Source organism: Hydrogenophaga sp. ANAO-22 (genome assembly GCF_042466645.1).
Taxonomy (GTDB): Bacteria; Pseudomonadota; Gammaproteobacteria; order Burkholderiales; family Burkholderiaceae_C; genus Hydrogenophaga.
This window is the reverse complement of sequence record NZ_CP159956.1, coordinates 2,214,551-2,231,537: the sequence shown is the minus strand read 5'-3', so window position 1 is coordinate 2,231,537 and position 16,987 is coordinate 2,214,551. Positions and strand designations below refer to the sequence as shown.

Genomic DNA, 16,987 nt, shown 5'->3' with positions numbered 1-16,987 from the left:
GATGATTGGTGAATGGAACAACGGAACCGGCCGTCGCAAATCCAGCGTCGCCCGCGTGTTTCTGAAAAAAGGCAGCGGCAAGATCACGGTCAATGGCAAGGACATCCAGGCCTACTTCGGCCGTGAGACCTCGATCATGATCGCCAAGCAGCCCCTGGTGCTGACCAACCACGCCGAGACCTTCGACGTGCAGGTCAACGTGCACGGTGGCGGCGAATCCGGTCAGGCCGGTGCCGTGCGCCACGGCATCACCCGCGCCCTGATCGACTACGACGCGACGCTCAAGTCGGGTCTGTCGCAAGCCGGCTTCGTGACGCGCGATGCCCGCGAAGTGGAACGGAAAAAGGTCGGTCTGCGCTCCGCGCGCCGCCGCAAGCAGTTCAGCAAGCGCTAAGCACGCTGTCCATGCCCCAGAAACCGCCTGCAAGTTCAAACTTGGGGCGGTTTTTGCTTTCTGGGGCCTGGTTGCGTTTGCTTGCAGTTGGAGAGATTTGAATGCGTTTTCGCCTGTTGCGGAGAAGGCTGACGGTCAGTGCGCCCCGGGTCTCGGTGCGCAGCAGCCTGCCGTGGCCTTTCCGCTGGGTGCTGGGCGCACTGGTGCTGGGGTTTTCGGGCGCGCTGGCGGTCTGGGCCTTCGAGTTCGGCAAGGACATCGCCGGGCTGGACCGCAATGCCCAGCAGGAGCTTGCGCAACTGCGCCGCGAGGTGCAGATTCTGCGCACCGACCTGAGCGAGGCCCAGTCGGTGGCCAACACCTCGGACAGCCTGCTGATCGCCGAGCGCAGCGCCCAGGAACAGCTGAAGATGCAGATCCGGCAGCTGCAGGCCGACAACGAGCTGCTGCGCAGCGACCTGGGCTTCTTCGAGCGCCTGATCCCCGGCTCCGGCAACGATTCGCTGAGCATCCGCGGCCTGCAGGCCGAGCGCCTGTCGCCCACCCAGCTCAAATGGCAGGTGCTCATGATCCAGGCCAGCAAGAACGCGCCCGACTTCAAAGGTGCGCTGGAGGTCACGCTCACCGGCACGCTGGCGGGCAAGCCCTGGGTCGCCAAGTCCGCGCCCGCGCCGCAGCCGGTGCTGATCAAGGGCTACCTGCGCATGGAAGGCGTGGTGGACGTGCCCGCGCAGGCCGTGGTAGAAAATGTGACGGCCAAGATCCTGCAGGGCAGTTCGGTCAGGTCCATGCAATCCTTCAACCTGTAACCATCGCGGTCCGCCGTCGGGAGAGAACCTCATGTTTGCCAAGAAAAAACAACCCCCCATCAAGAGCCTCATCGCCCAGGGCACCCGCATCGAAGGCAATGTGTTCTTCCACGACGGCCTGCGCATCGACGGCGAGGTGATCGGCGACCTGCGCGCCAGCGACGAGAAGCCCAGCATCCTCGTGGTCAGCGAGGTGGCCACCGTGACGGGGCAGATCCATGCCGATCACGTGATCATCAATGGCAACGTCAAGGGCCCGGTGCTCGCGTTCGAATTGCTGGAGTTGCAGCCCAAGGCCCACATCGAGGGCGATGTATCCTACAAGGCGCTTGAAATGCACCAGGGCGCCACCATTTCCGGTCAGCTCAAGCCCATGGTCGGCGGAATCGAGGACAAACCCACACTGAAGCTGGCGGCAAACAACGGGTGAGCACATACCCGAGCGATTTGATTTAGTATCACTCGGACATGCGGGTGTACCGCACCCACCCCACATTTCCGTCAAGAGGTATCCCATGAGCGCAGTCGCCGAAAACATCCAGACCGACATGCCGGCACCGCTGGTCTTCACCGACAGCGCGGCGGCCAAGGTGGCCGAGCTGGTGGCCGAAGAGGGCAATCCCGATCTCAAGCTGCGCGTGTTCGTGCAGGGCGGGGGGTGCTCGGGTTTCCAGTACGGTTTTACCTTCGACGAGATCGTCAATGAAGACGACACCACCATGACCAAGAACGGTGTCTCCCTGCTGATCGACGCGATGAGCTACCAGTACCTGGTCGGCGCCGAGATCGACTACAAGGAAGACCTCGAAGGCGCGCAATTCGTGATCAAGAACCCCAACGCCACCACCACCTGCGGTTGCGGTTCGAGCTTCAGCGTCTGACCGACGGCGTTTTCTCGCCGCAACAAAAAAGGGAGCCGCTGGGCTCCCTTTTTTGTTGGGTGTCGAGACCGGGTCGCTTACTGGGCGTTCGCCTGCTGGATGCTGGCGGCGGCATTGAGCTGCATGCGCTGCAGCTGGGCCACGGCGTCGAAACGCTGGCGCAGGGCCGCCGGCACGGGGATGGACTCGCTCTGACGCGCGATGGCCAGGGGATCCACGTGCACGCCGTTGTCGCGGAACTCCAGGTGCAGGTGCGGGCCGGTGGAGGCGCCCGTGGTGCCGACGGCACCGATGAAGTCACCCTGGCTCACGCGCTGGCCCTTGCGCACGCCGATGCGGCTCAGGTGGGCGTAGACGGTGACCTGGTTGCTGCGGTGCTTGATGTAGATGACATTGCCATAGCCGCGCTGCTCGCCCGCGAACTCGACCGTGCCGTCGCCGATGGTGCGCACCGGCGTGCCGGTGGGGGCGGCGTAGTCCACGCCCATGTGGGCCTTGCGGCCGCCCGTGATCGGGTGGAAGCGCATGCCGTAGCCGCTGCTCACGCGCGAGAACTCCAGCGGGGAGGCCAGGTAGAAGCGGCGCGAGCTCTGGCCGTCGAAACCGTAGTAGCCGCCTTTGTGGCCCGCTTCTTCGAACCAGACGGCCTGGTGTTCCTTGCCTTCGTTGACGAACTCGGCGCTCAGGATCCGGCCGGTGCGCAGGCTCTCACCGTCGGCTTCCAGGCTTTCGTAGACCACGTTGAAGCGGTCGCCCTGGCGCAGGTCGCGGCGGAAGTCGATGCTGCTGGAGAACATCTCGGCCAGCTGGATGGCGACCGGGTCGGGGATGCCGGCCGCGTCGGTGGCGGCGAACAGCGAGCTGCGGATCACGCCGCTGGCCAGCCGGGACGAGGCGGTCAGCGCGCCTTGTTCCAGGCGCGAGCCGAGCGCGCCCTGGGCATCCTTTTCGACCACGAGGCGGGTGAAGCTGCGTTCGTCGGCGGAGAGCCAGCGCGCGGTCAGGCGCAGCAGTTCCTGCTTCTCGGTGGCTTCGACGCTCACCAGGCGGCCGGCACGGCCCAGCAGCTGGCGCGCGATGGCGTCGTTGCGCAGGAAGGTCTGGGCTTGCGAATCGGCCACGCCCATGCGCTGCAGCAGGCTCTGGGCGGTGTCGTCGCGGCGGGTGGTCTCGCTGCGGAACAACACCAGCGGCGCGGCGGGCTGGGCCGCGAGGAGGCTGTGGATGTCTTGCTGCGTTGGGGCGTCGAGGGCTTCGACGACCTGGCGCACGGGCAGGTCGGCGGCGTCGGGGGCCAGCGGCGCGATGCCGAAGGCGGTGACGCCCGTGCCCAGCAGCAACACACCGAGGCCACCCATGATGCGTCGGGGATGCCGGGCGAGGCTTTGGCTCGTGGCATCAGCGAGGCTGGCCAGCGTGTGAAGTAGCGAACGGGTCAAAATCGTTGTTTCCGGTAAGGCCGGCCCCGGTGGTTGGGGCCGCGCGCACAAAAAAAGAGCGGTTGAGGCGGAACAAGTTCACTCAAGCGCTCATGCGGTGACGAACTGGCTTGATATCGTGCAAAAAGCGGGCCAACTAAAATCCGTCATTCGCGCCCGGTATTTTAGCCAGCGCACCGTCCTTCGCATCTGAAAAAACCCCTATGACCGCCTCCAGAAACGACGCCGAAAGTTCTCAGAAATCCGTGCCACTGACGGACGGTGTCCGGGAAGCCCTCAGCGTCACGCTGCGGGGGTGCGAAGAATTGATACCTCAGGCCGACTGGGTCAAAAAATTGTCACAGTCGGAAACCACCGGCCGGCCGCTGCGCATCAAGCTGGGGCTGGACCCCACGGCGCCCGACATCCACATCGGCCACACGGTGGTGTTGAACAAGATGCGCCAGCTGCAGGACCTGGGGCATCAGGTGATCTTCCTGATCGGGGACTTCACGAGCCTGATCGGCGACCCCTCGGGCCGCAACAACACGCGCCCGCCGCTGACCCCGGAGCAGATCAAGGCGAACGCCGAGACCTACTACAAGCAGGCCAGTCTGGTGCTGGACCCGGCGCGCACCGAGATTCGCTACAACAGCGAGTGGAGCCTGCCGCTGGGCTCGATGGGCATGATCCAGCTGGCGGCCAAGTACACGGTGGCGCGCATGATGGAGCGCAACGATTTCCACGACCGTTTCAAGGCCGGCACGCCGATCAGCGTGCACGAGTTTCTGTACCCGCTGATGCAGGGTTACGACTCGGTGGCGCTGCAGAGCGATCTGGAGTTGGGCGGCACGGATCAGAAGTTCAACCTGTTGATGGGTCGCCATCTGCAGGCCGAGTACGGCCAGGAGCCGCAGTGCATTCTGACCATGCCGCTGCTCGAAGGGCTGGACGGCGTGGACAAGATGTCCAAGAGCAAGAACAACTACATCGGCATCACCGAGGATGCGAATTCGATGTTCGCGAAAGTGCTGAGCATTTCGGACACGCTGATGTGGCGCTGGTACACGCTGTTGTCGTTCCAGTCGATGGCGCACATCGAGTCGCTGAAGCAGGCGATCGAGCAGGGCGCGAATCCCAAGGACGCGAAGGTGGCGCTGGCCAAGGAGATCACGACGCGTTTCCACAGCGCGGCGGCGGCGGAGGCGGCGGAGCAGGATTTCATCAACCGCAGCAAGGGCGGTGTGCCGGACGAGATTCCCGAGGTGTCGCTGTCGGGCGTGCCGCTGGGGATCGCGCCGCTGCTGAAGTCAGCGGGTTTGGCGCCCTCCAACAGCGAGGCCAACCGCCTGATCGATGGTGGCGGTGTTCGTGTCGACGGCGCTGTCGTGAGCGACAAGGGCTTGAAGCTGCCTGCCGGGACTTTTGTGGTTCAGGTGGGGAAGCGGAAGTTCGCTCGCGTGACTTTGAGCTAAGACCTTCCGCCTTCTACCTCGCGGGCTCGGGGGGGCCGGGCGCTCTGCTCCGCGGGTGTCCCCCGAACCGGCTTCGCCGGTTCTCCTCCTTTACCCCGCTGCGCAGAACGCCCAGGCCCCCTGGGCCGAAACAGGTTGGGTTCGCTCTTTCGTTCTTCCGCGCTTGCGTGGGTGCGCCTGAGTGCGTGGGGGGGGAGGGTGCAGCGACGTAAAGGAGGAGGGGCGGCGAAGCCGACCCGGGGGACAGTCGCGGAGCCCTCCGCCCCCACGCACTCAGGCCGAGAGAAGCAACCTGAAAGAAAGAGCGAAAGCCTCAGCGAGCCCCAGCCTTCTCGAGCATCGCCACCATCGCCGAGTACCCGCGAGACCGCGCCAAAGCCAAAGGCGTCTGCCCCGAACGGTCCGCCAGCTGCAAACCGGCCCCCGCATCGATCAGCGCCTTGAGCGTGGCCTGGTGGCGCGCACCGCCGTCGCCCAACACGATGGACTCGATCGTCGCCGTCCAGTGCAGGTTGTTCACGTGGTCCAGCGGCGCACCGGCGGCAATCAGCTGGCGCAACACCCCGTCGTGGCCCAGGTGGGCCGCCGCGATCAAGGCCGTGCCGTCGTAGCGGCTGGTCGTCTGCTTCGCGCTCGCGCCCAGCTGCAACAACACCCGCAGCGTCTCCTCATCGTCCGCCACCGACGCGATCGTCACGGCGTCGTAACGGTCGTTCTCCAGCCGGTCGATGTCGGCACCCGCCTTCACCAGCGCGCGGATCGCCTCGCGCTGCCGCGCAAACGTGGCCACGTGCAAGGGCGTGCGGCCCCGCGCGTCGGTGGCATTGAGCGCCGCGCCACCGGCCACCAGGCGCGCGATCTTCGCGCTGTCGCCCTGGTGCGCCGCGGCGTGCAGGCCGCTGTAGGCCGCGGCCTCGGAGGCACTGGGCCCCACCTGGGCCCGGACCGCCGGCGCGGTGCTCGCCAACGCCACCAGCAGGCCGGTGATCAGCGCGCGGCGGCGTTTCATTTCAGCTGGTCCTTGACCTTGTCGAGCGCGGCGATGGCGCACTGCTCGTCCAGGTGGCCGCCAGGCGCGCCGCCCACGCCCACGGCGCCGATCACCTCGTTGCCCACCTTCACCGGCACGCCGCCGCCGAGCAGCAGGTAGCCGGGGATGTCCGTCAGGTTGGCCGCGGCCGGGTTCTTCTGCGCGCCTTCCATGATGGCCAGTGTGTTGTTCTTCGCCGAGGCCGAGGTGAAGGCCTTCAGGCGGCTGGCTTCCAGCGTGTGCGGGCCGGCGTTGTCGGCGCGCATGACGGCGCGCACGCCACCGGCACGGTCTACCACCGTGGCCGCCACGTTGTAGCCGGCGGTGCTGCAGGCCGCGACGGTGGCGCTGGCGATCTGGGTGGCGAGTTCGAGCGACATGTTCTTCTCCACGCGCACGCTCTGCGCGCTGGCCAGGGCGGCGGCGCTGAGGGAAACGGCGAGGAGGGACGCTTTGACGAAGGCTTGCATGGAGTTCTCCGGGTGTTGTGAAACGGTTCGATCAACCGTGGGAGAACTGTAAAAATCCGCGCCCGAAACGGCCATTCGGGCGCCTACGCGCGGCCCTCCGTAGAACTACGCAGTGCCGTTGCCGTTGCCGCCGCCCGGGCCGGCCGTGTCCTGGGCGTCCACCAGCGCGGCGTAATGCCGGATCAGCTGCGCCAGCGAGGGCGCCTGCAGCTTGGCGAACAGGTTGGCGCGGTGGGTTTCCACCGTGCGCGGCGACAGGCCCAGCGCGCGGCCGATCTCCTTGTTGGTCAGGCCCTCGACGATCAGGCCCAGCACCTCGCGCTCGCGCTCGGAGAGCTGCGCATAACGCTCGCGCGCGGCGCGGTCGGCCTCGTTGCGCTGGCGCGAGCGCACGTGCTGGCGCACCGCGTTCTGCAAGGCTTCGAGCAGCACCTCGTCGTTCACCGGTTTTTCCAGGAACTCGGCCGCACCGGCCTTGAAGGCGCGCCGGCACATGTCCACCGTGCCATGGCCGGTGAGCATGATCACCGGCTGGTCCACGCCCTGCGCCACCAGGGTGTCGAGCACGCTCAGGCCGCTGATGCCGGGCATGCGCACGTCGAGCACGATGGCGCCGATGCCCTCGCGGTCGAAATCGTTCAGGAAGGCCTGTGGGTCGCTCCAGGGCTGCACGCGCAGGCCCACGGTGCCGATCAGCAGGCCCAGGCTGTCGCGCACCGCCTGGTCGTCGTCGATCAGGTGCACCGTGGGCGAGAGGGTGTCGGGCGAACCGTTCATGGGAGGCCCTCCGCGAGCGGCAGTTGCAGCCGGAACACCGCGCCCCGCTCGGGCGCGTTGGCTGCGTCCAGCGTGCCGCCCATGCCGTTGGCCAGGGTTTCGCACAGGCTCAGGCCCAGGCCGAGTCCGTCCTTGCGCGTGGAGTAAAACGGCTCGAACAGGCGCGGCAGCACCTCGGGCGGGATGCCCGGGCCGTTGTCGGCCACGGTGATCTCGCCCCGGCGGTCCTTGGCCGACACCGTGAGCGTGAGCCGCCGTTGCGCGGCGGGCACCTGCTCCAGCGCCTGCAGCGCGTTGAGGATCAGGTTGTGCACGATCTGGTCCAGCGCCACGGGGTCGGCCAGCACCGTCACCGCCTGCGCGGCGTCGAGCACCGGCACCACGTCGCGCCGCTGGCACTCGGGCTCCAGCAGGTAGAGCGCGCGGCGCACGGCCTCCACCGCCGCCACGGGCTGGTGCTGGCCACTGCGGTCGGGCCGCTCCACGGTCTGGCGCAGGCGGCCCACCACCTCGGCGGCGCGGCGCGCCTGCGCCGCGGCCTGCAGCATGGCGCTGCGCGCGGTGGCGAGTTCGGGCGGGTCTTCGTTGAGCAGGCGCTGCGCGGCCTGGGTGTTGGCGAGCACGGCGGTCAGCGGCTGGTTCAGTTCGTGCGCCATGCCGGCGGCGAGTTCACCCAGCGTGTTCAGTCGCGCCACCTGGCCCAGGCGCAGCAGTTCCTCGGCGCGGCGGCGCGCGCTGCGCTGGCGTTGCAGGTGGTGCAGCGCCGCCAGCAGCGCCGTCACGCCCAGCACCCAGGCCAGCATCAGCCCCCAGGGCAACTGGCCCCAGCCCACCGACAGGGTGGCGACCACGTCGAAGGGTTGGCTCTCGGCCGCCAGCAGCTTGTGAAACGCGAAGTGCCAACCGCGCGTGGGCCGCTCGTCCAGGGCGGCGCCAGGTTGCACCACGTAGCGCTGGCCCTCGTGCTCCAGCGTCACGCGCACCGGGCTGGTGTCGGCCTGCATGGGCCATTCGGACCAGGGCACCATGGCCCGCACGTCGATCGTCAGCGCGTAGCTGGTGGGCGTGGCGGCCAGCACCACCTGGTAGCGCCCGGCGGGCAGGTCCAGCCCGCCCAGGGCGGCGCGGCGCGCCTGGCGCGAGCGCGTCTCGGCCTGCGTGAGCTGCGGGTCGTTCCAGCGCTGGTCGGGGTCGCGCCGCTGCACGCTGAGGATCTGCGGGTAGAGCACCGGGAGGCGCTGTTCGGGCGACGAGGCGCCGCTGCTGCTGTCGGGCACCGGTTGCAGCAGCGCCAGCGTGGCCAGCATCGCGTCGTGCTGCACCACCTGCTGGCTCAGCAGCCGGTGGACGATGCGTGCGTCGGTCTCGAACAGCGCGCGCTGTTCATCGAGCGACAGGCGCGCCAGCAACACCGCGCCCGCCAGGGACAGCAGGATTCCGCCGCTCACCCACCACTTCAAGCGTTGCCATGACTGCCACATGCGGCGGATTCTGGCATGCCCGCTGCCGGCACAATGGCGGCATGCGCTTTGTCCCCGCCCGTTTCCTCACCCCGAAGCGCCTGCTGATGGCGTCGATCGGGGTGGCGGTGGTCACCATCGCGCTCAAGACCCTGGCCTGGGTGGTCACCGATTCGGTGGGCCTGCTGTCCGACGCGATGGAGTCGCTGGTGAACCTGGCCAGCGCGGTGGTCGGCCTGGTGATGGTGACCATCGCCGCGCGGCCGGCCGACGAGGACCACCCCTACGGCCACCACAAGGCCGAGTACTTCTCCTCGGGCTTCGAAGGCATCCTCATCATCGCGGCCGGTCTCGGCATCCTCTGGGCCGCCGGCAGCCGCCTGCTGAACCCGCAGCCGATCGAACAGGTGGGCTGGGGCCTGGCGCTGTCGGTGGCGAGTTCGGTGCTCAACGGCGGCCTGGCCTGGACCATGCTGCAGGCCTCGAAGACGCACCGCTCGATCGCGCTCGAGGCCGATGCCAAGCACCTGTTCTCCGACGTCTGGACCTCGGCCGGGGTGCTGGCCGGTGTCGTGCTGGTCACGCTCACCGGCTGGCTCTGGCTGGACCCGCTGGTGGCCATGGCCGTGGCGCTCAACATCATGAAGGAAGGCGCGCGCCTGGCCTGGCGCTCGTCGCAGGGGCTGATGGACGAGGCGGTGGAGCCCGAGGTGATGGCGACCATCCAGCAGACGCTGGACGGGTTTGCCCTGTCGCACGGCGACACCCACATCATCCGCTTCGACCACGTGAGCACGCGCCGCGCGGGCCAGCGACGCTTCGTGGACCTGCACATGCACATGCCCGCGGCCTGGACGCTCGGGCGCGCGGCCGCCGTGCGGGCCAGCGTGGAGCAGGCCCTGATGAGCGCGGTGCCGGGGCTGCGCGCCACCATCCAGCTGCTGCCCAGCGACGTGGAAGCCCACTTCTTCGACGAGGACGATTTGAAATGATCTCGCTGTTGCAGCGCGTGAGCGAAGCGCGCGTGGACATCGATGGCCAGACCGTGGGCGCCATCGGCCCGGGCCTGCTGTTGCTGCTGTGCGCGGAACCCGAGGACACCGAGGCCGTGGGCGAGAAGCTGCTGGCCAAGGTGCTGAAGCTGCGCATCTTCGGCGACGACGCCGGCAAGATGAACCGCAGCGTGCAGGACATCGGCGGCGGCCTGCTGGTGGTGAGCCAGTTCACCCTGGCGGCCGACACGAAGAGCGGCAACCGCCCGGGCTTCACCGGCGCGGCGCCGCCCGCCTTGGGCGAGGCGCTCTACGAGGCCTTCGTGAAAGCGGCGCGCGCGCATCACCCGCTGGTGCAGACCGGCCGCTTCGGGGCCGACATGAAGGTGCACCTGGTCAACGACGGTCCTGTGACCATCCCGCTGCGGATGACGGCCTAGGTGTGAAGTCTCAATAGATCGTTCATCCGTCCCGGATTTGGGACGCTGTGGTTGCCAGGCCCGGCCACTCAAGTCAGGACTGGCGCACCGGCTTCAAGTGGCTGGCCCGCTTCGGGGCCGAAGGCGCCGCAGGGCTGTGTGATCGCAGCTCGCGACCGCATCACAGGTCAGCGCCAGCACCGCAACCGGGGCATTGGCTGGGACGCTGTGCCTCTGACCATCGACGACCCCTCCGGGGTTTCCTTTGCCCGGGTGCTCAATGACGAGAAGGCCATTGGCCGCGCGCTGTTCCTGCGCCAGGCCGCCGACTGTTGCGCCAATTGAATTCAGCTGAATTCAATTGATATGATGCGGTCTTTCCCCAAAGGAGACCCCTTGAGACTCGCCAATTTTTCCCTGCATGGCCAAGCCGCTCGCCCGCGCCTGGGCGTCCTCGCCGGTGACCGCATGCTCGACCTGGCCGCATTGGCCGCACGCAGCAACGCCCCCCTGCCGGACACGATGAAGGCGCTGCTTGCGCTGGGCGACACCGGCCTGGCGCGGGTGCGCGAGCTGATCGCCGGCCCGGGCGCCGCCGACAGCTCGCACGCGCTGGACGCGATCGATTTCCTGCCCCCCATCACCGACGCGCACAAGTTCCTGTGCGTGGGCAAGAACTACCGCACCCACCTCGAGGAGCTGCAGCGCACCGACCTGATCAAGGAACTGCCCAACGAGCCGACGGGCTTCATCAAGCTCAACGACTGCCTGACCGGCCATGACAACGACGTGGTGCGCCCTCCCAGCGTCACCCACCTCGACTACGAGCCCGAGCTGGTGTTCGTGATCGGCAAGGCCGCCTACAACGTGAAGGCTGAGGACGCGTTCTCGCACGTGGCCGGCATCACCATCCTCAACGACCTGACCTGCCGCGACACGCAAAAGCGCGAGGTCGCCTCGGGCTCGCGCTTCTGGACCGCCAAGAACGCGCCCGGCTTCGGCCCGCTGGGTCCCTGCATCATCACGATGGACGAGGTGCCGGACCCCTACGACATCTGGGTGACCTGCAGCGTCAACGGTGAGCAGCGCATGCGCGTGAACACCAGCGACCAGATCTGGAAGCTGCCGCGAATCATCGAGCACTTCTCGCGCCTCGTGCCCCTCATGCCCGGCGACATGTTCTCCACCGGCGCGCCCGGCGGCGTGGCGGTCGGCAAGCCCAACGCAGAGGAGCTGTTCCTCAAGCACGGCGACGTCGTCGAGTGCGCCTTCGAGAACCCGCCCATGGTCCTGCGCAACCGCATCGTCGCCCCCGCGCAGGCCTGAGACCCCATCCGCACCCAACCCAGGAGACAGACAACATGAACAGCGCTCTTCACCGCACCCTCGCCGCCGCCGTGGCGGCCGCCCTGTGCGCCACCGCCGGCCTCGCGCTGGCCCAGGCGCCGCAGCCCTATCCCACCAAGGCCGTGACCATGATCGTGCCCTTCCCGCCCGCCGGCGGCGCCGACTCGCTCGCGCGCATCCTGGCCGTGCACCTGGGCAACAGCTGGAAGCAGACCGTGCTGGTGGAAAACCGCCCGGGCGCGGCCGGCCACATCGGCGCGTCCTACGTGGCGCGCTCGGCACCCGACGGTTACACGCTCATGATGAGCTCCACCGCCTCGCTCACCAAGGAAAACGCCAGCCAGTTCGCCCCGGTGGCGCTGGTGTCGGCCTCGCCCTATGTGGTGACGGTGAACCCGAGACTGGGCGTGAAGAACATCCGCGAGCTGGTGGCCAAGGCCAAGGCCGAACCCGGCAAGCTGACCTTCGGCTCCTCCGGTGAAGGCTCGGCCTCGCACCTGACGGTCGAGCTCTTCAAGCAGGTGGCCGACGTCGAGATGATGCACGTGCCCTACAAGGGCACCGGCCAGGCCGTGAACGACCTGCTGGCCGGCACCATCGACGTGATGTTCGCCCCTGGCCAGACCGTGATGCCGCACGTGAAGTCGGGCAAGCTGGTCGCGCTGGCCGTGACCAGCGCCAAGCGCGCCAAGGCCACGCCAGAACTGCCGACGATCGCGGATTCGGGCGTGCCGGGTTACGCGGCCGTGGGCTGGTTCGGCCTGCTCGCGCCCGCCGCGACGCCCAAGGCGGTGATCGCCAAGCTGGGCGCGGACGTGAGTCGCACGCTGGACGACCCGGCGGTGGAGCGCACCATGCTGGAAGCCGGTGCCGAGCCAGCCGAAGGCACGCCCGAGCAGTTCGGCCGCTTCATCCAGGAAGAGCTCACCAAGTGGGGCGAGCTGGAACAGGCGATGGCGCGCAAGGTGGGCGCCAAGCCGCGCTGAACCAGCAGGCCCTGCCGGAACACACGCGCGGCTTCGGCCGCGCTTTTTTCTGGCTGGCGTGTCCCGGCCTCTCCCGGTCGTTCAGTCGCGTTCGCGCGAGAGCATGGCGTTGATGCGCGCGCGCTGGCCGCCCGCCAGGTGCACGCGCATGGCCTCGCGCGCGCCCTCGGCGTCGCGCCGCGCGATGGCGTCCACCAGACGCTGGTGTTCGGCCGAGGCGCTGTCGGCGCGGGCCGGCTCGCTGGCCGTGGCCGGCCCCAGCAGGATCATCGGCGTCTGCAGCGCCCGCAGGGTGGTGAGCAGGTAGCGGTTGTGCGCGCTGCGGTAGATCGCGTCGTGAAAGCGCCGGTTCAGCCGCTCGCGGCGCATGGGGTCGCCCAGCACCTCGCGTTCGAGCACCAGCATCTCGCGCAGCACGTCGACCTCGGCTTCCGAGGCATTCTGCGCGGCCAGCGCGGCCGCAGAGGTTTCCAGCACCAAGCGGATTGCATACAGCTCGATCACCATCTGCTGATCGAGCTGCGCGACCACGCGCCCGCGATAGGGCTCATGCACGATGAGGCCGTCGGTCTCCAGCCAGGCGATGGCTTCGCGCACCGGTGTGCGGCTGATCTGCAGGGTGTCGGCCAGGCCGTTGACGCTGATGCGGTCGCCGGGTTTGAGCACACCGGTCTCGATGGCTTCGTGCAGCTTGCCGTAGGCCACCTGGCCCATGGACTTGCCGTTGCTGTCGGTGTGAGTGGGCATGTTGGATGGGAAGCAATGCGCCTGCGTGGAAGGCCGCCAGGCGTGGCTGATTCTATCGAGTATGTTGCGCGCCGACGGCCCCGTCGTGCCGTGGAAACCGGCCCAGCGGCATAGGGTGCCGGCCACACGCCGCTCTCAACCACCAGCCTCCCATGAGCCGCATCCCGGCCATGAACAAGCTCCTGAGACTCAACACCTAGGCGTAGGGGTTCGGTTGGCCCAGGCCCGCGAGGATCTCGGTCTCGCGCGCCTCCATCTCTTCGGCGTCCTGCTCGCCGGTTTCGTGGTCCCAGCCCTGCGCGTGCAGGGTGCCGTGCACCAGCAGGTGCGCGTAGTGCTGGGCCAGGGGCTTCTTCAGTTCGGCCGCCTCGCGCGCGACCACGGGGGCACAGAGCACGAGATCGGCCATCACCACCGGTTCGGTGGCGTAGTCGAAGGTGAGCACGTTGGTGGCGTAGTCGCGGCCGCGGTAGTCGCGGTTGAGCGCCTGGCCTTCTTCGGCATCGACGATGCGCACGGTGATCTCGGCATCGGCGTCCAGCGCGTGGCGGATGCAGCGGGCCACCCAGTGGCGGGGCAGGGCGGCGCGGTGCGTGGCGGCGTCGGCGAGCTCGCCGAACTGCAGGGAGAGGGTGAGGGCAGGCAGGGCCATCAGCGTTTGGCCGGTTGGGCGAAGCAGTTGGACATCAGGATCTGGTCCTGCGCGTTGGGGTCGGCGGCGATGGCGCTCAGTTCGCCCTTCATGCCTTGCGTGTACCAGCTCAGCCGGGACTGCGGATCCAGGGCGAAAAAGCGAACGCCCGTGGTGGCACGGCGGCCCTGCAGCATCAGCGTGCGGCCACCGTGGTGCAACGCCGCGAACGAGGTGCCGTTGCTCAGGTTCAGGTAGGCCAGTTCGATCTCGCTTCCGCCATCGCATTTGTACTGCACGGCCTGGCTGCTGAAGACCAACTGGGGTTGTGGTGTTGCCGAGCCCTGGGCGGATGCATCGAGGGCCAGCACGGCGACAAGGCTGGCGAGCAGGGTGCGTGTGAGCATACGGTGGGTGGCGTCAGTGGGCGGCGCGGCGCGCGCGCTTCGCGGGTGGGGCGTCTTCGGTGTCGGGGTTGCGCGCGTCGTAGGCGTCCACGATGCGCGCCACCAGCGGGTGGCGCACCACGTCGGCGCTGGACAGGCGGGTGAACGCGATGCCCTGCACGCGCTTGAGCACACGCTCGGCGTCGATCAGGCCGCTGAGCTGGGTGCGGGGCAGGTCGATCTGGCTCACGTCTCCCGTGATGACCGCCTTGCTGCCGAAGCCGATGCGCGTGAGGAACATCTTCATCTGTTCCACGGTGGTGTTCTGCGCCTCGTCCAGGATCACGAAAGCGTGGTTGAGCGTGCGCCCGCGCATGAAGGCCAGGGGCGCGATCTCGATCTGCTGGCGCTCGAAGGCCTTCTGCACCTTGTCCGCGCCCATCAGGTCGTAGAGCGCGTCGTACAGCGGGCGCAGGTAGGGGTCCACCTTCTGGCCCAGGTCGCCGGGCAGGAAGCCGAGCTTCTCGCCCGCCTCCACCGCCGGGCGCGTGAGCACGATGCGCTGCACCGCGCTGCGCTCGAGCGCATCGACCGCGCAGGCCACGGCCAGGTAGGTCTTGCCGGTGCCGGCCGGGCCGATGCCGAAGGTGATGTCGTGCGTGGCCATGTTTTCCAGGTAGCGCGCCTGGTTGGGCGTGCGCCCGCGCACCTCGCCGCGCCGGGTCTGCATGGCCAGCGCGCCGTCGCCGGGCTCGGCCAGGGCGGTGTCGCCGCTGAGCATGAGCTGCACCTGTTCGGCCGGAATCGGCTTCTTCGCCATTTCGTACAGCGCCTGCAGCGTTTCCAGCGCCTGGGTGGCCTTGGCCTTGGGGCCCTCGATGCGGAACTGCTCGAAACGGTGCGCCACCTTGACCTGCAAAGCGGCCTCGATGCTGCGGATGTGGCTGTCCATGGGGCCGCACAGGTGCGCCATGCGGGTGTTGTCCGGTGGGGAGAAGGTGTGCCTGAGAATCAAACCGATAATCCAGTGAGTTAGTGGCCCCCAATCCTGGCGGTGCCAGGCCCCCCGAGGGGGTGCAGTCGTTCTTGGGGGCGGCCCTGCGAACGACTGGAAAGGAATTTCCCGATGATAGGCAAGTTGACCGGTACGCTGCTGGAAAAAAATCCGCCCCAGATCCTGCTGGACTGCCATGGCGTGGGTTACGAGGTGGATGTGCCCATGAGCACCTTCTACAACCTGCCCGCCACCGGCGAGAAGGTGGCCCTGCTCACGCACTTCGTGGTGCGCGAGGACGCCCAGATCCTCTACGGCTTCGGCACCTCCTCGGAACGCGAGGCGTTCCGCCAGCTCATCAAGATCAGCGGCGTGGGCCCGCGCACCGCGTTGTCGGTGCTCTCGGGCATGAGCGTGACCGACCTGGCGCAGGCGGTGAGCGCGCAGGAAAGTGGGCGCATCGTCAAGGTGCCCGGCATCGGCAAGAAGACCGCCGAGCGACTGCTGCTCGAACTCAAGGGCAAGCTCGGCGCCGACCTGAACCTGCCCGGCGCCGGCCCGGCCCAGAGCGACGTGCAGAGCGACATCCAGCAGGCGCTGATGGCCCTGGGCTACAGCGACAAGGATGCCACCGCCGCGCTCAAGGCCCTGCCCAAGGACGTGGGCGTGAGCGAAGGCATCAAGCTCGCGCTCAAAGCACTGGCCAAATAAACCATGAGCATCCAGACCGACGATTTCACCCCCGCGCCGCGCGTGGTGTCCGCCGCGCCGGCCTCGCCCAAGGAAGAGGCGATCGAGCGCGCCTTGCGCCCCAAGCTGCTCGACGAGTACGTGGGCCAGACCAAGGTGCGCGAGCAGCTGGAGATCTTCATTGGCGCGGCCAAGAAGCGCAGCGAGGCGCTGGACCACGTGCTGCTGTTCGGCCCGCCAGGGCTGGGCAAGACCACGCTCTCGCACATCATCGCGCAGGAACTCGGCGTGAACCTGCGCCAGACCAGCGGCCCGGTGCTGGAAAAACCCAAGGACCTGGCCGCGTTGCTGACCAACCTCGAGGCCAACGACGTGCTCTTCATCGACGAGATCCACCGGCTCAGCCCGGTCGTCGAGGAAATCCTGTACCCGGCGCTGGAGGACTACCAGATCGACATCATGATCGGCGAGGGCCCGGCCGCGCGCAGCATCAAGCTGGACCTGCAGCCCTTCACCCTGGTGGGCGCGACCACGCGCGCGGGCATGCTCACCAACCCGCTGCGCGACCGCTTCGGCATCGTCGCGCGGCTGGAGTTCTACACCGCCGAGGAACTCGCGCGCATCGTCAAGCGCAGCGCCGGTCTGCTGAACGCACCGATGGACCCCGAAGGCGGATTCGAGATCGCGCGCCGCTCGCGCGGCACACCGCGCATTGCCAACCGCCTGCTGCGCCGCGTGCGCGACTTCGCCGAGGTCAAGGGCCGCGGCACCATCACGCAGGACATCGCCAACCGCGCGCTGGCCATGCTGGACGTGGACCCGCAGGGCTTCGACCTGATGGACCGCAAGCTGCTCGAAGCCGTGATCCACCGCTTCGACGGTGGGCCGGTGGGGCTGGACAACATCGCGGCCAGCATCGGCGAGGAGCGCGACACCATCGAGGACGTGATCGAGCCCTACCTGATCCAGCAGGGCTTCCTGCAGCGCACGCCGCGCGGGCGCATCGCCACGCTGGCGGCGTACCGCCACCTGGGCGTGGCGCCGCCGAGCAATGCGGGTGAACTCTTCGCCGACTGAAGGC

Annotated in this window: 20 protein-coding genes and 1 pseudogene; 12 read left to right on the top strand and 9 right to left on the bottom strand. The window is 68.1% G+C overall.

Going from position 1 to position 16,987, the window contains the following annotated elements; translation table 11 throughout:
* Position 1 precedes the first annotated feature (1 nt).
* The 4 genes from rpsI (at position 2) to erpA (ending at position 2,084) form a co-directional block, all read left to right on the top strand.
* Positions 2 to 394, top strand: coding sequence for a 30S ribosomal protein S9 (gene rpsI / locus ABSY19_RS10650; protein ID WP_291121336.1), 393 nt, complete (start codon positions 2 to 4; stop codon positions 392 to 394).
* A 101-nt stretch (positions 395 to 495) separates the two neighbouring features.
* Positions 496 to 1,203: a DUF6776 family protein gene (locus ABSY19_RS10645; protein ID WP_382162371.1), complete on the top strand. Its 708-nt coding sequence runs from the start codon at positions 496 to 498 to the stop codon at positions 1,201 to 1,203.
* Positions 1,204 to 1,234: 31 nt separating this feature from the next.
* Positions 1,235 to 1,633, top strand: coding sequence for a polymer-forming cytoskeletal protein (locus ABSY19_RS10640; protein WP_291121339.1), 399 nt, complete (start codon positions 1,235 to 1,237; stop codon positions 1,631 to 1,633).
* Positions 1,634 to 1,718: 85 nt separating this feature from the next.
* Positions 1,719 to 2,084, top strand: a complete 366-nt coding sequence (gene erpA, locus ABSY19_RS10635) for an iron-sulfur cluster insertion protein ErpA (RefSeq protein ID WP_204732818.1) — start codon at positions 1,719 to 1,721, stop codon at positions 2,082 to 2,084.
* A gap of 77 nt (positions 2,085 to 2,161) precedes the next feature.
* Here the strand turns inward: erpA and ABSY19_RS10630 are convergent, their stop codons facing one another.
* Positions 2,162 to 3,523: a M23 family metallopeptidase gene (locus tag ABSY19_RS10630; protein ID WP_382162368.1), complete on the bottom strand. Its 1,362-nt coding sequence runs from the start codon at positions 3,521 to 3,523 to the stop codon at positions 2,162 to 2,164.
* Between the two features lie 203 nt (positions 3,524 to 3,726).
* Between ABSY19_RS10630 and tyrS the strand changes: the two genes are divergently transcribed.
* Positions 3,727 to 4,977, top strand: coding sequence for a tyrosine--tRNA ligase (tyrS, locus tag ABSY19_RS10625; protein ID WP_382162365.1), 1,251 nt, complete (start codon positions 3,727 to 3,729; stop codon positions 4,975 to 4,977).
* 313 nt (positions 4,978 to 5,290) lie between these two features.
* Here tyrS and ABSY19_RS10620 read toward each other — a convergent pair whose 3' ends face one another.
* The 4 genes from ABSY19_RS10620 to ABSY19_RS10605 all read right to left on the bottom strand — a co-directional run bounded on the left by ABSY19_RS10620 (position 5,291) and on the right by ABSY19_RS10605 (position 8,702).
* Positions 5,291 to 5,986 carry an ankyrin repeat domain-containing protein gene (locus tag ABSY19_RS10620; protein WP_382162362.1) on the bottom strand — a complete coding sequence of 232 codons (696 nt, stop codon included), beginning with the start codon at positions 5,984 to 5,986 and terminating at the stop codon, positions 5,291 to 5,293.
* Positions 5,983 to 6,477, bottom strand: coding sequence for a heme-binding protein (locus ABSY19_RS10615; protein WP_382162358.1), 495 nt, complete (start codon positions 6,475 to 6,477; stop codon positions 5,983 to 5,985). The genes ABSY19_RS10620 and ABSY19_RS10615 overlap by 4 nt, the downstream gene beginning before the upstream one ends.
* Before the next feature lie 105 nt (positions 6,478 to 6,582).
* Positions 6,583 to 7,254 carry a response regulator transcription factor gene (locus tag ABSY19_RS10610; protein ID WP_382162355.1) on the bottom strand — a complete coding sequence of 224 codons (672 nt, stop codon included), beginning with the start codon at positions 7,252 to 7,254 and terminating at the stop codon, positions 6,583 to 6,585.
* Positions 7,251 to 8,702, bottom strand: a complete 1,452-nt coding sequence (locus tag ABSY19_RS10605) for a sensor histidine kinase (protein ID WP_382162352.1) — start codon at positions 8,700 to 8,702, stop codon at positions 7,251 to 7,253. Before ABSY19_RS10605 ends, ABSY19_RS10610 begins: the two co-directional genes overlap by 4 nt.
* 74 nt (positions 8,703 to 8,776) lie before the next feature.
* On the opposite strand from ABSY19_RS10605, the gene ABSY19_RS10600 reads away from it, so the two are divergent.
* From ABSY19_RS10600 to ABSY19_RS10580, 5 genes and pseudogenes are all read left to right on the top strand, one after another.
* A complete protein-coding gene (locus tag ABSY19_RS10600) occupies positions 8,777 to 9,706 on the top strand; it encodes a cation diffusion facilitator family transporter (protein WP_382162350.1) in 930 nt (309 codons plus the stop codon).
* Complete coding sequence (gene dtd / locus ABSY19_RS10595; protein WP_382162348.1) at positions 9,703 to 10,146, top strand: D-aminoacyl-tRNA deacylase; 444 nt, start codon at positions 9,703 to 9,705, stop codon at positions 10,144 to 10,146. The genes ABSY19_RS10600 and dtd overlap by 4 nt, the downstream gene beginning before the upstream one ends.
* 83 nt (positions 10,147 to 10,229) lie before the next feature.
* Positions 10,230 to 10,467: pseudogene (locus ABSY19_RS10590) on the top strand (leucine zipper domain-containing protein); the annotation flags it as partial.
* Positions 10,468 to 10,521: 54 nt separating this feature from the next.
* Positions 10,522 to 11,451, top strand: coding sequence for a fumarylacetoacetate hydrolase family protein (locus ABSY19_RS10585; protein WP_382162345.1), 930 nt, complete (start codon positions 10,522 to 10,524; stop codon positions 11,449 to 11,451).
* 35 nt (positions 11,452 to 11,486) lie between these two features.
* Positions 11,487 to 12,458, top strand: coding sequence for a tripartite tricarboxylate transporter substrate binding protein (locus tag ABSY19_RS10580; RefSeq protein WP_382162342.1), 972 nt, complete (start codon positions 11,487 to 11,489; stop codon positions 12,456 to 12,458).
* Between the two features lie 81 nt (positions 12,459 to 12,539).
* Here ABSY19_RS10580 and ABSY19_RS10575 read toward each other — a convergent pair whose 3' ends face one another.
* From ABSY19_RS10575 to ABSY19_RS10560, 4 genes are all read right to left on the bottom strand, one after another.
* Positions 12,540 to 13,205 carry a GntR family transcriptional regulator gene (locus ABSY19_RS10575; RefSeq protein WP_382162339.1) on the bottom strand — a complete coding sequence of 222 codons (666 nt, stop codon included), beginning with the start codon at positions 13,203 to 13,205 and terminating at the stop codon, positions 12,540 to 12,542.
* A gap of 196 nt (positions 13,206 to 13,401) precedes the next feature.
* Complete coding sequence (gene ybeY / locus ABSY19_RS10570) at positions 13,402 to 13,857, bottom strand: rRNA maturation RNase YbeY (protein ID WP_382162336.1); 456 nt, start codon at positions 13,855 to 13,857, stop codon at positions 13,402 to 13,404.
* Entirely contained in the window at positions 13,857 to 14,243 is a 387-nt protein-coding gene (locus tag ABSY19_RS10565) for an MliC family protein (protein WP_382162333.1), read from the bottom strand. Before ABSY19_RS10565 ends, ybeY begins: the two co-directional genes overlap by 1 nt.
* A gap of 13 nt (positions 14,244 to 14,256) precedes the next feature.
* Positions 14,257 to 15,237, bottom strand: a complete 981-nt coding sequence (locus ABSY19_RS10560) for a PhoH family protein (protein WP_382162330.1) — start codon at positions 15,235 to 15,237, stop codon at positions 14,257 to 14,259.
* Between the two features lie 111 nt (positions 15,238 to 15,348).
* Between ABSY19_RS10560 and ruvA the strand changes: the two genes are divergently transcribed.
* Positions 15,349 to 15,927 carry a Holliday junction branch migration protein RuvA gene (gene ruvA / locus ABSY19_RS10555; RefSeq protein ID WP_382162327.1) on the top strand — a complete coding sequence of 193 codons (579 nt, stop codon included), beginning with the start codon at positions 15,349 to 15,351 and terminating at the stop codon, positions 15,925 to 15,927.
* A gap of 3 nt (positions 15,928 to 15,930) precedes the next feature.
* Positions 15,931 to 16,983, top strand: coding sequence for a Holliday junction branch migration DNA helicase RuvB (gene ruvB / locus ABSY19_RS10550; protein WP_291120989.1), 1,053 nt, complete (start codon positions 15,931 to 15,933; stop codon positions 16,981 to 16,983).
* Positions 16,984 to 16,987: the final 4 nt, after the last annotated feature.

What these genes read in the sequence shown, in the direction of transcription:
- rpsI (WP_291121336.1), top strand. Translation starts at nt 2, where the DNA reads ATGATTGGTGAATGGAACAACGGAACCGGCCGTCGCAAATCCAGCGTC.
- ABSY19_RS10645 (WP_382162371.1), top strand. Translation starts at nt 496, where the DNA reads ATGCGTTTTCGCCTGTTGCGGAGAAGGCTGACGGTCAGTGCGCCCCGG.
- ABSY19_RS10640 (WP_291121339.1), top strand. Translation starts at nt 1,235, where the DNA reads ATGTTTGCCAAGAAAAAACAACCCCCCATCAAGAGCCTCATCGCCCAG.
- erpA (WP_204732818.1), top strand. Translation starts at nt 1,719, where the DNA reads ATGAGCGCAGTCGCCGAAAACATCCAGACCGACATGCCGGCACCGCTG.
- tyrS (WP_382162365.1), top strand. Translation starts at nt 3,727, where the DNA reads ATGACCGCCTCCAGAAACGACGCCGAAAGTTCTCAGAAATCCGTGCCA.
- ABSY19_RS10620 (WP_382162362.1), bottom strand. Translation starts at nt 5,986, where the DNA reads ATGAAACGCCGCCGCGCGCTGATCACCGGCCTGCTGGTGGCGTTGGCG.
- ABSY19_RS10615 (WP_382162358.1), bottom strand. Translation starts at nt 6,477, where the DNA reads ATGCAAGCCTTCGTCAAAGCGTCCCTCCTCGCCGTTTCCCTCAGCGCC.
- ABSY19_RS10610 (WP_382162355.1), bottom strand. Translation starts at nt 7,254, where the DNA reads ATGAACGGTTCGCCCGACACCCTCTCGCCCACGGTGCACCTGATCGAC.
- ABSY19_RS10600 (WP_382162350.1), top strand. Translation starts at nt 8,777, where the DNA reads ATGCGCTTTGTCCCCGCCCGTTTCCTCACCCCGAAGCGCCTGCTGATG.
- dtd (WP_382162348.1), top strand. Translation starts at nt 9,703, where the DNA reads ATGATCTCGCTGTTGCAGCGCGTGAGCGAAGCGCGCGTGGACATCGAT.
- ABSY19_RS10580 (WP_382162342.1), top strand. Translation starts at nt 11,487, where the DNA reads ATGAACAGCGCTCTTCACCGCACCCTCGCCGCCGCCGTGGCGGCCGCC.
- ABSY19_RS10575 (WP_382162339.1), bottom strand. Translation starts at nt 13,205, where the DNA reads ATGCCCACTCACACCGACAGCAACGGCAAGTCCATGGGCCAGGTGGCC.
- ybeY (WP_382162336.1), bottom strand. Translation starts at nt 13,857, where the DNA reads ATGGCCCTGCCTGCCCTCACCCTCTCCCTGCAGTTCGGCGAGCTCGCC.
- ABSY19_RS10565 (WP_382162333.1), bottom strand. Translation starts at nt 14,243, where the DNA reads ATGCTCACACGCACCCTGCTCGCCAGCCTTGTCGCCGTGCTGGCCCTC.
- ruvA (WP_382162327.1), top strand. Translation starts at nt 15,349, where the DNA reads ATGATAGGCAAGTTGACCGGTACGCTGCTGGAAAAAAATCCGCCCCAG.
- ruvB (WP_291120989.1), top strand. Translation starts at nt 15,931, where the DNA reads ATGAGCATCCAGACCGACGATTTCACCCCCGCGCCGCGCGTGGTGTCC.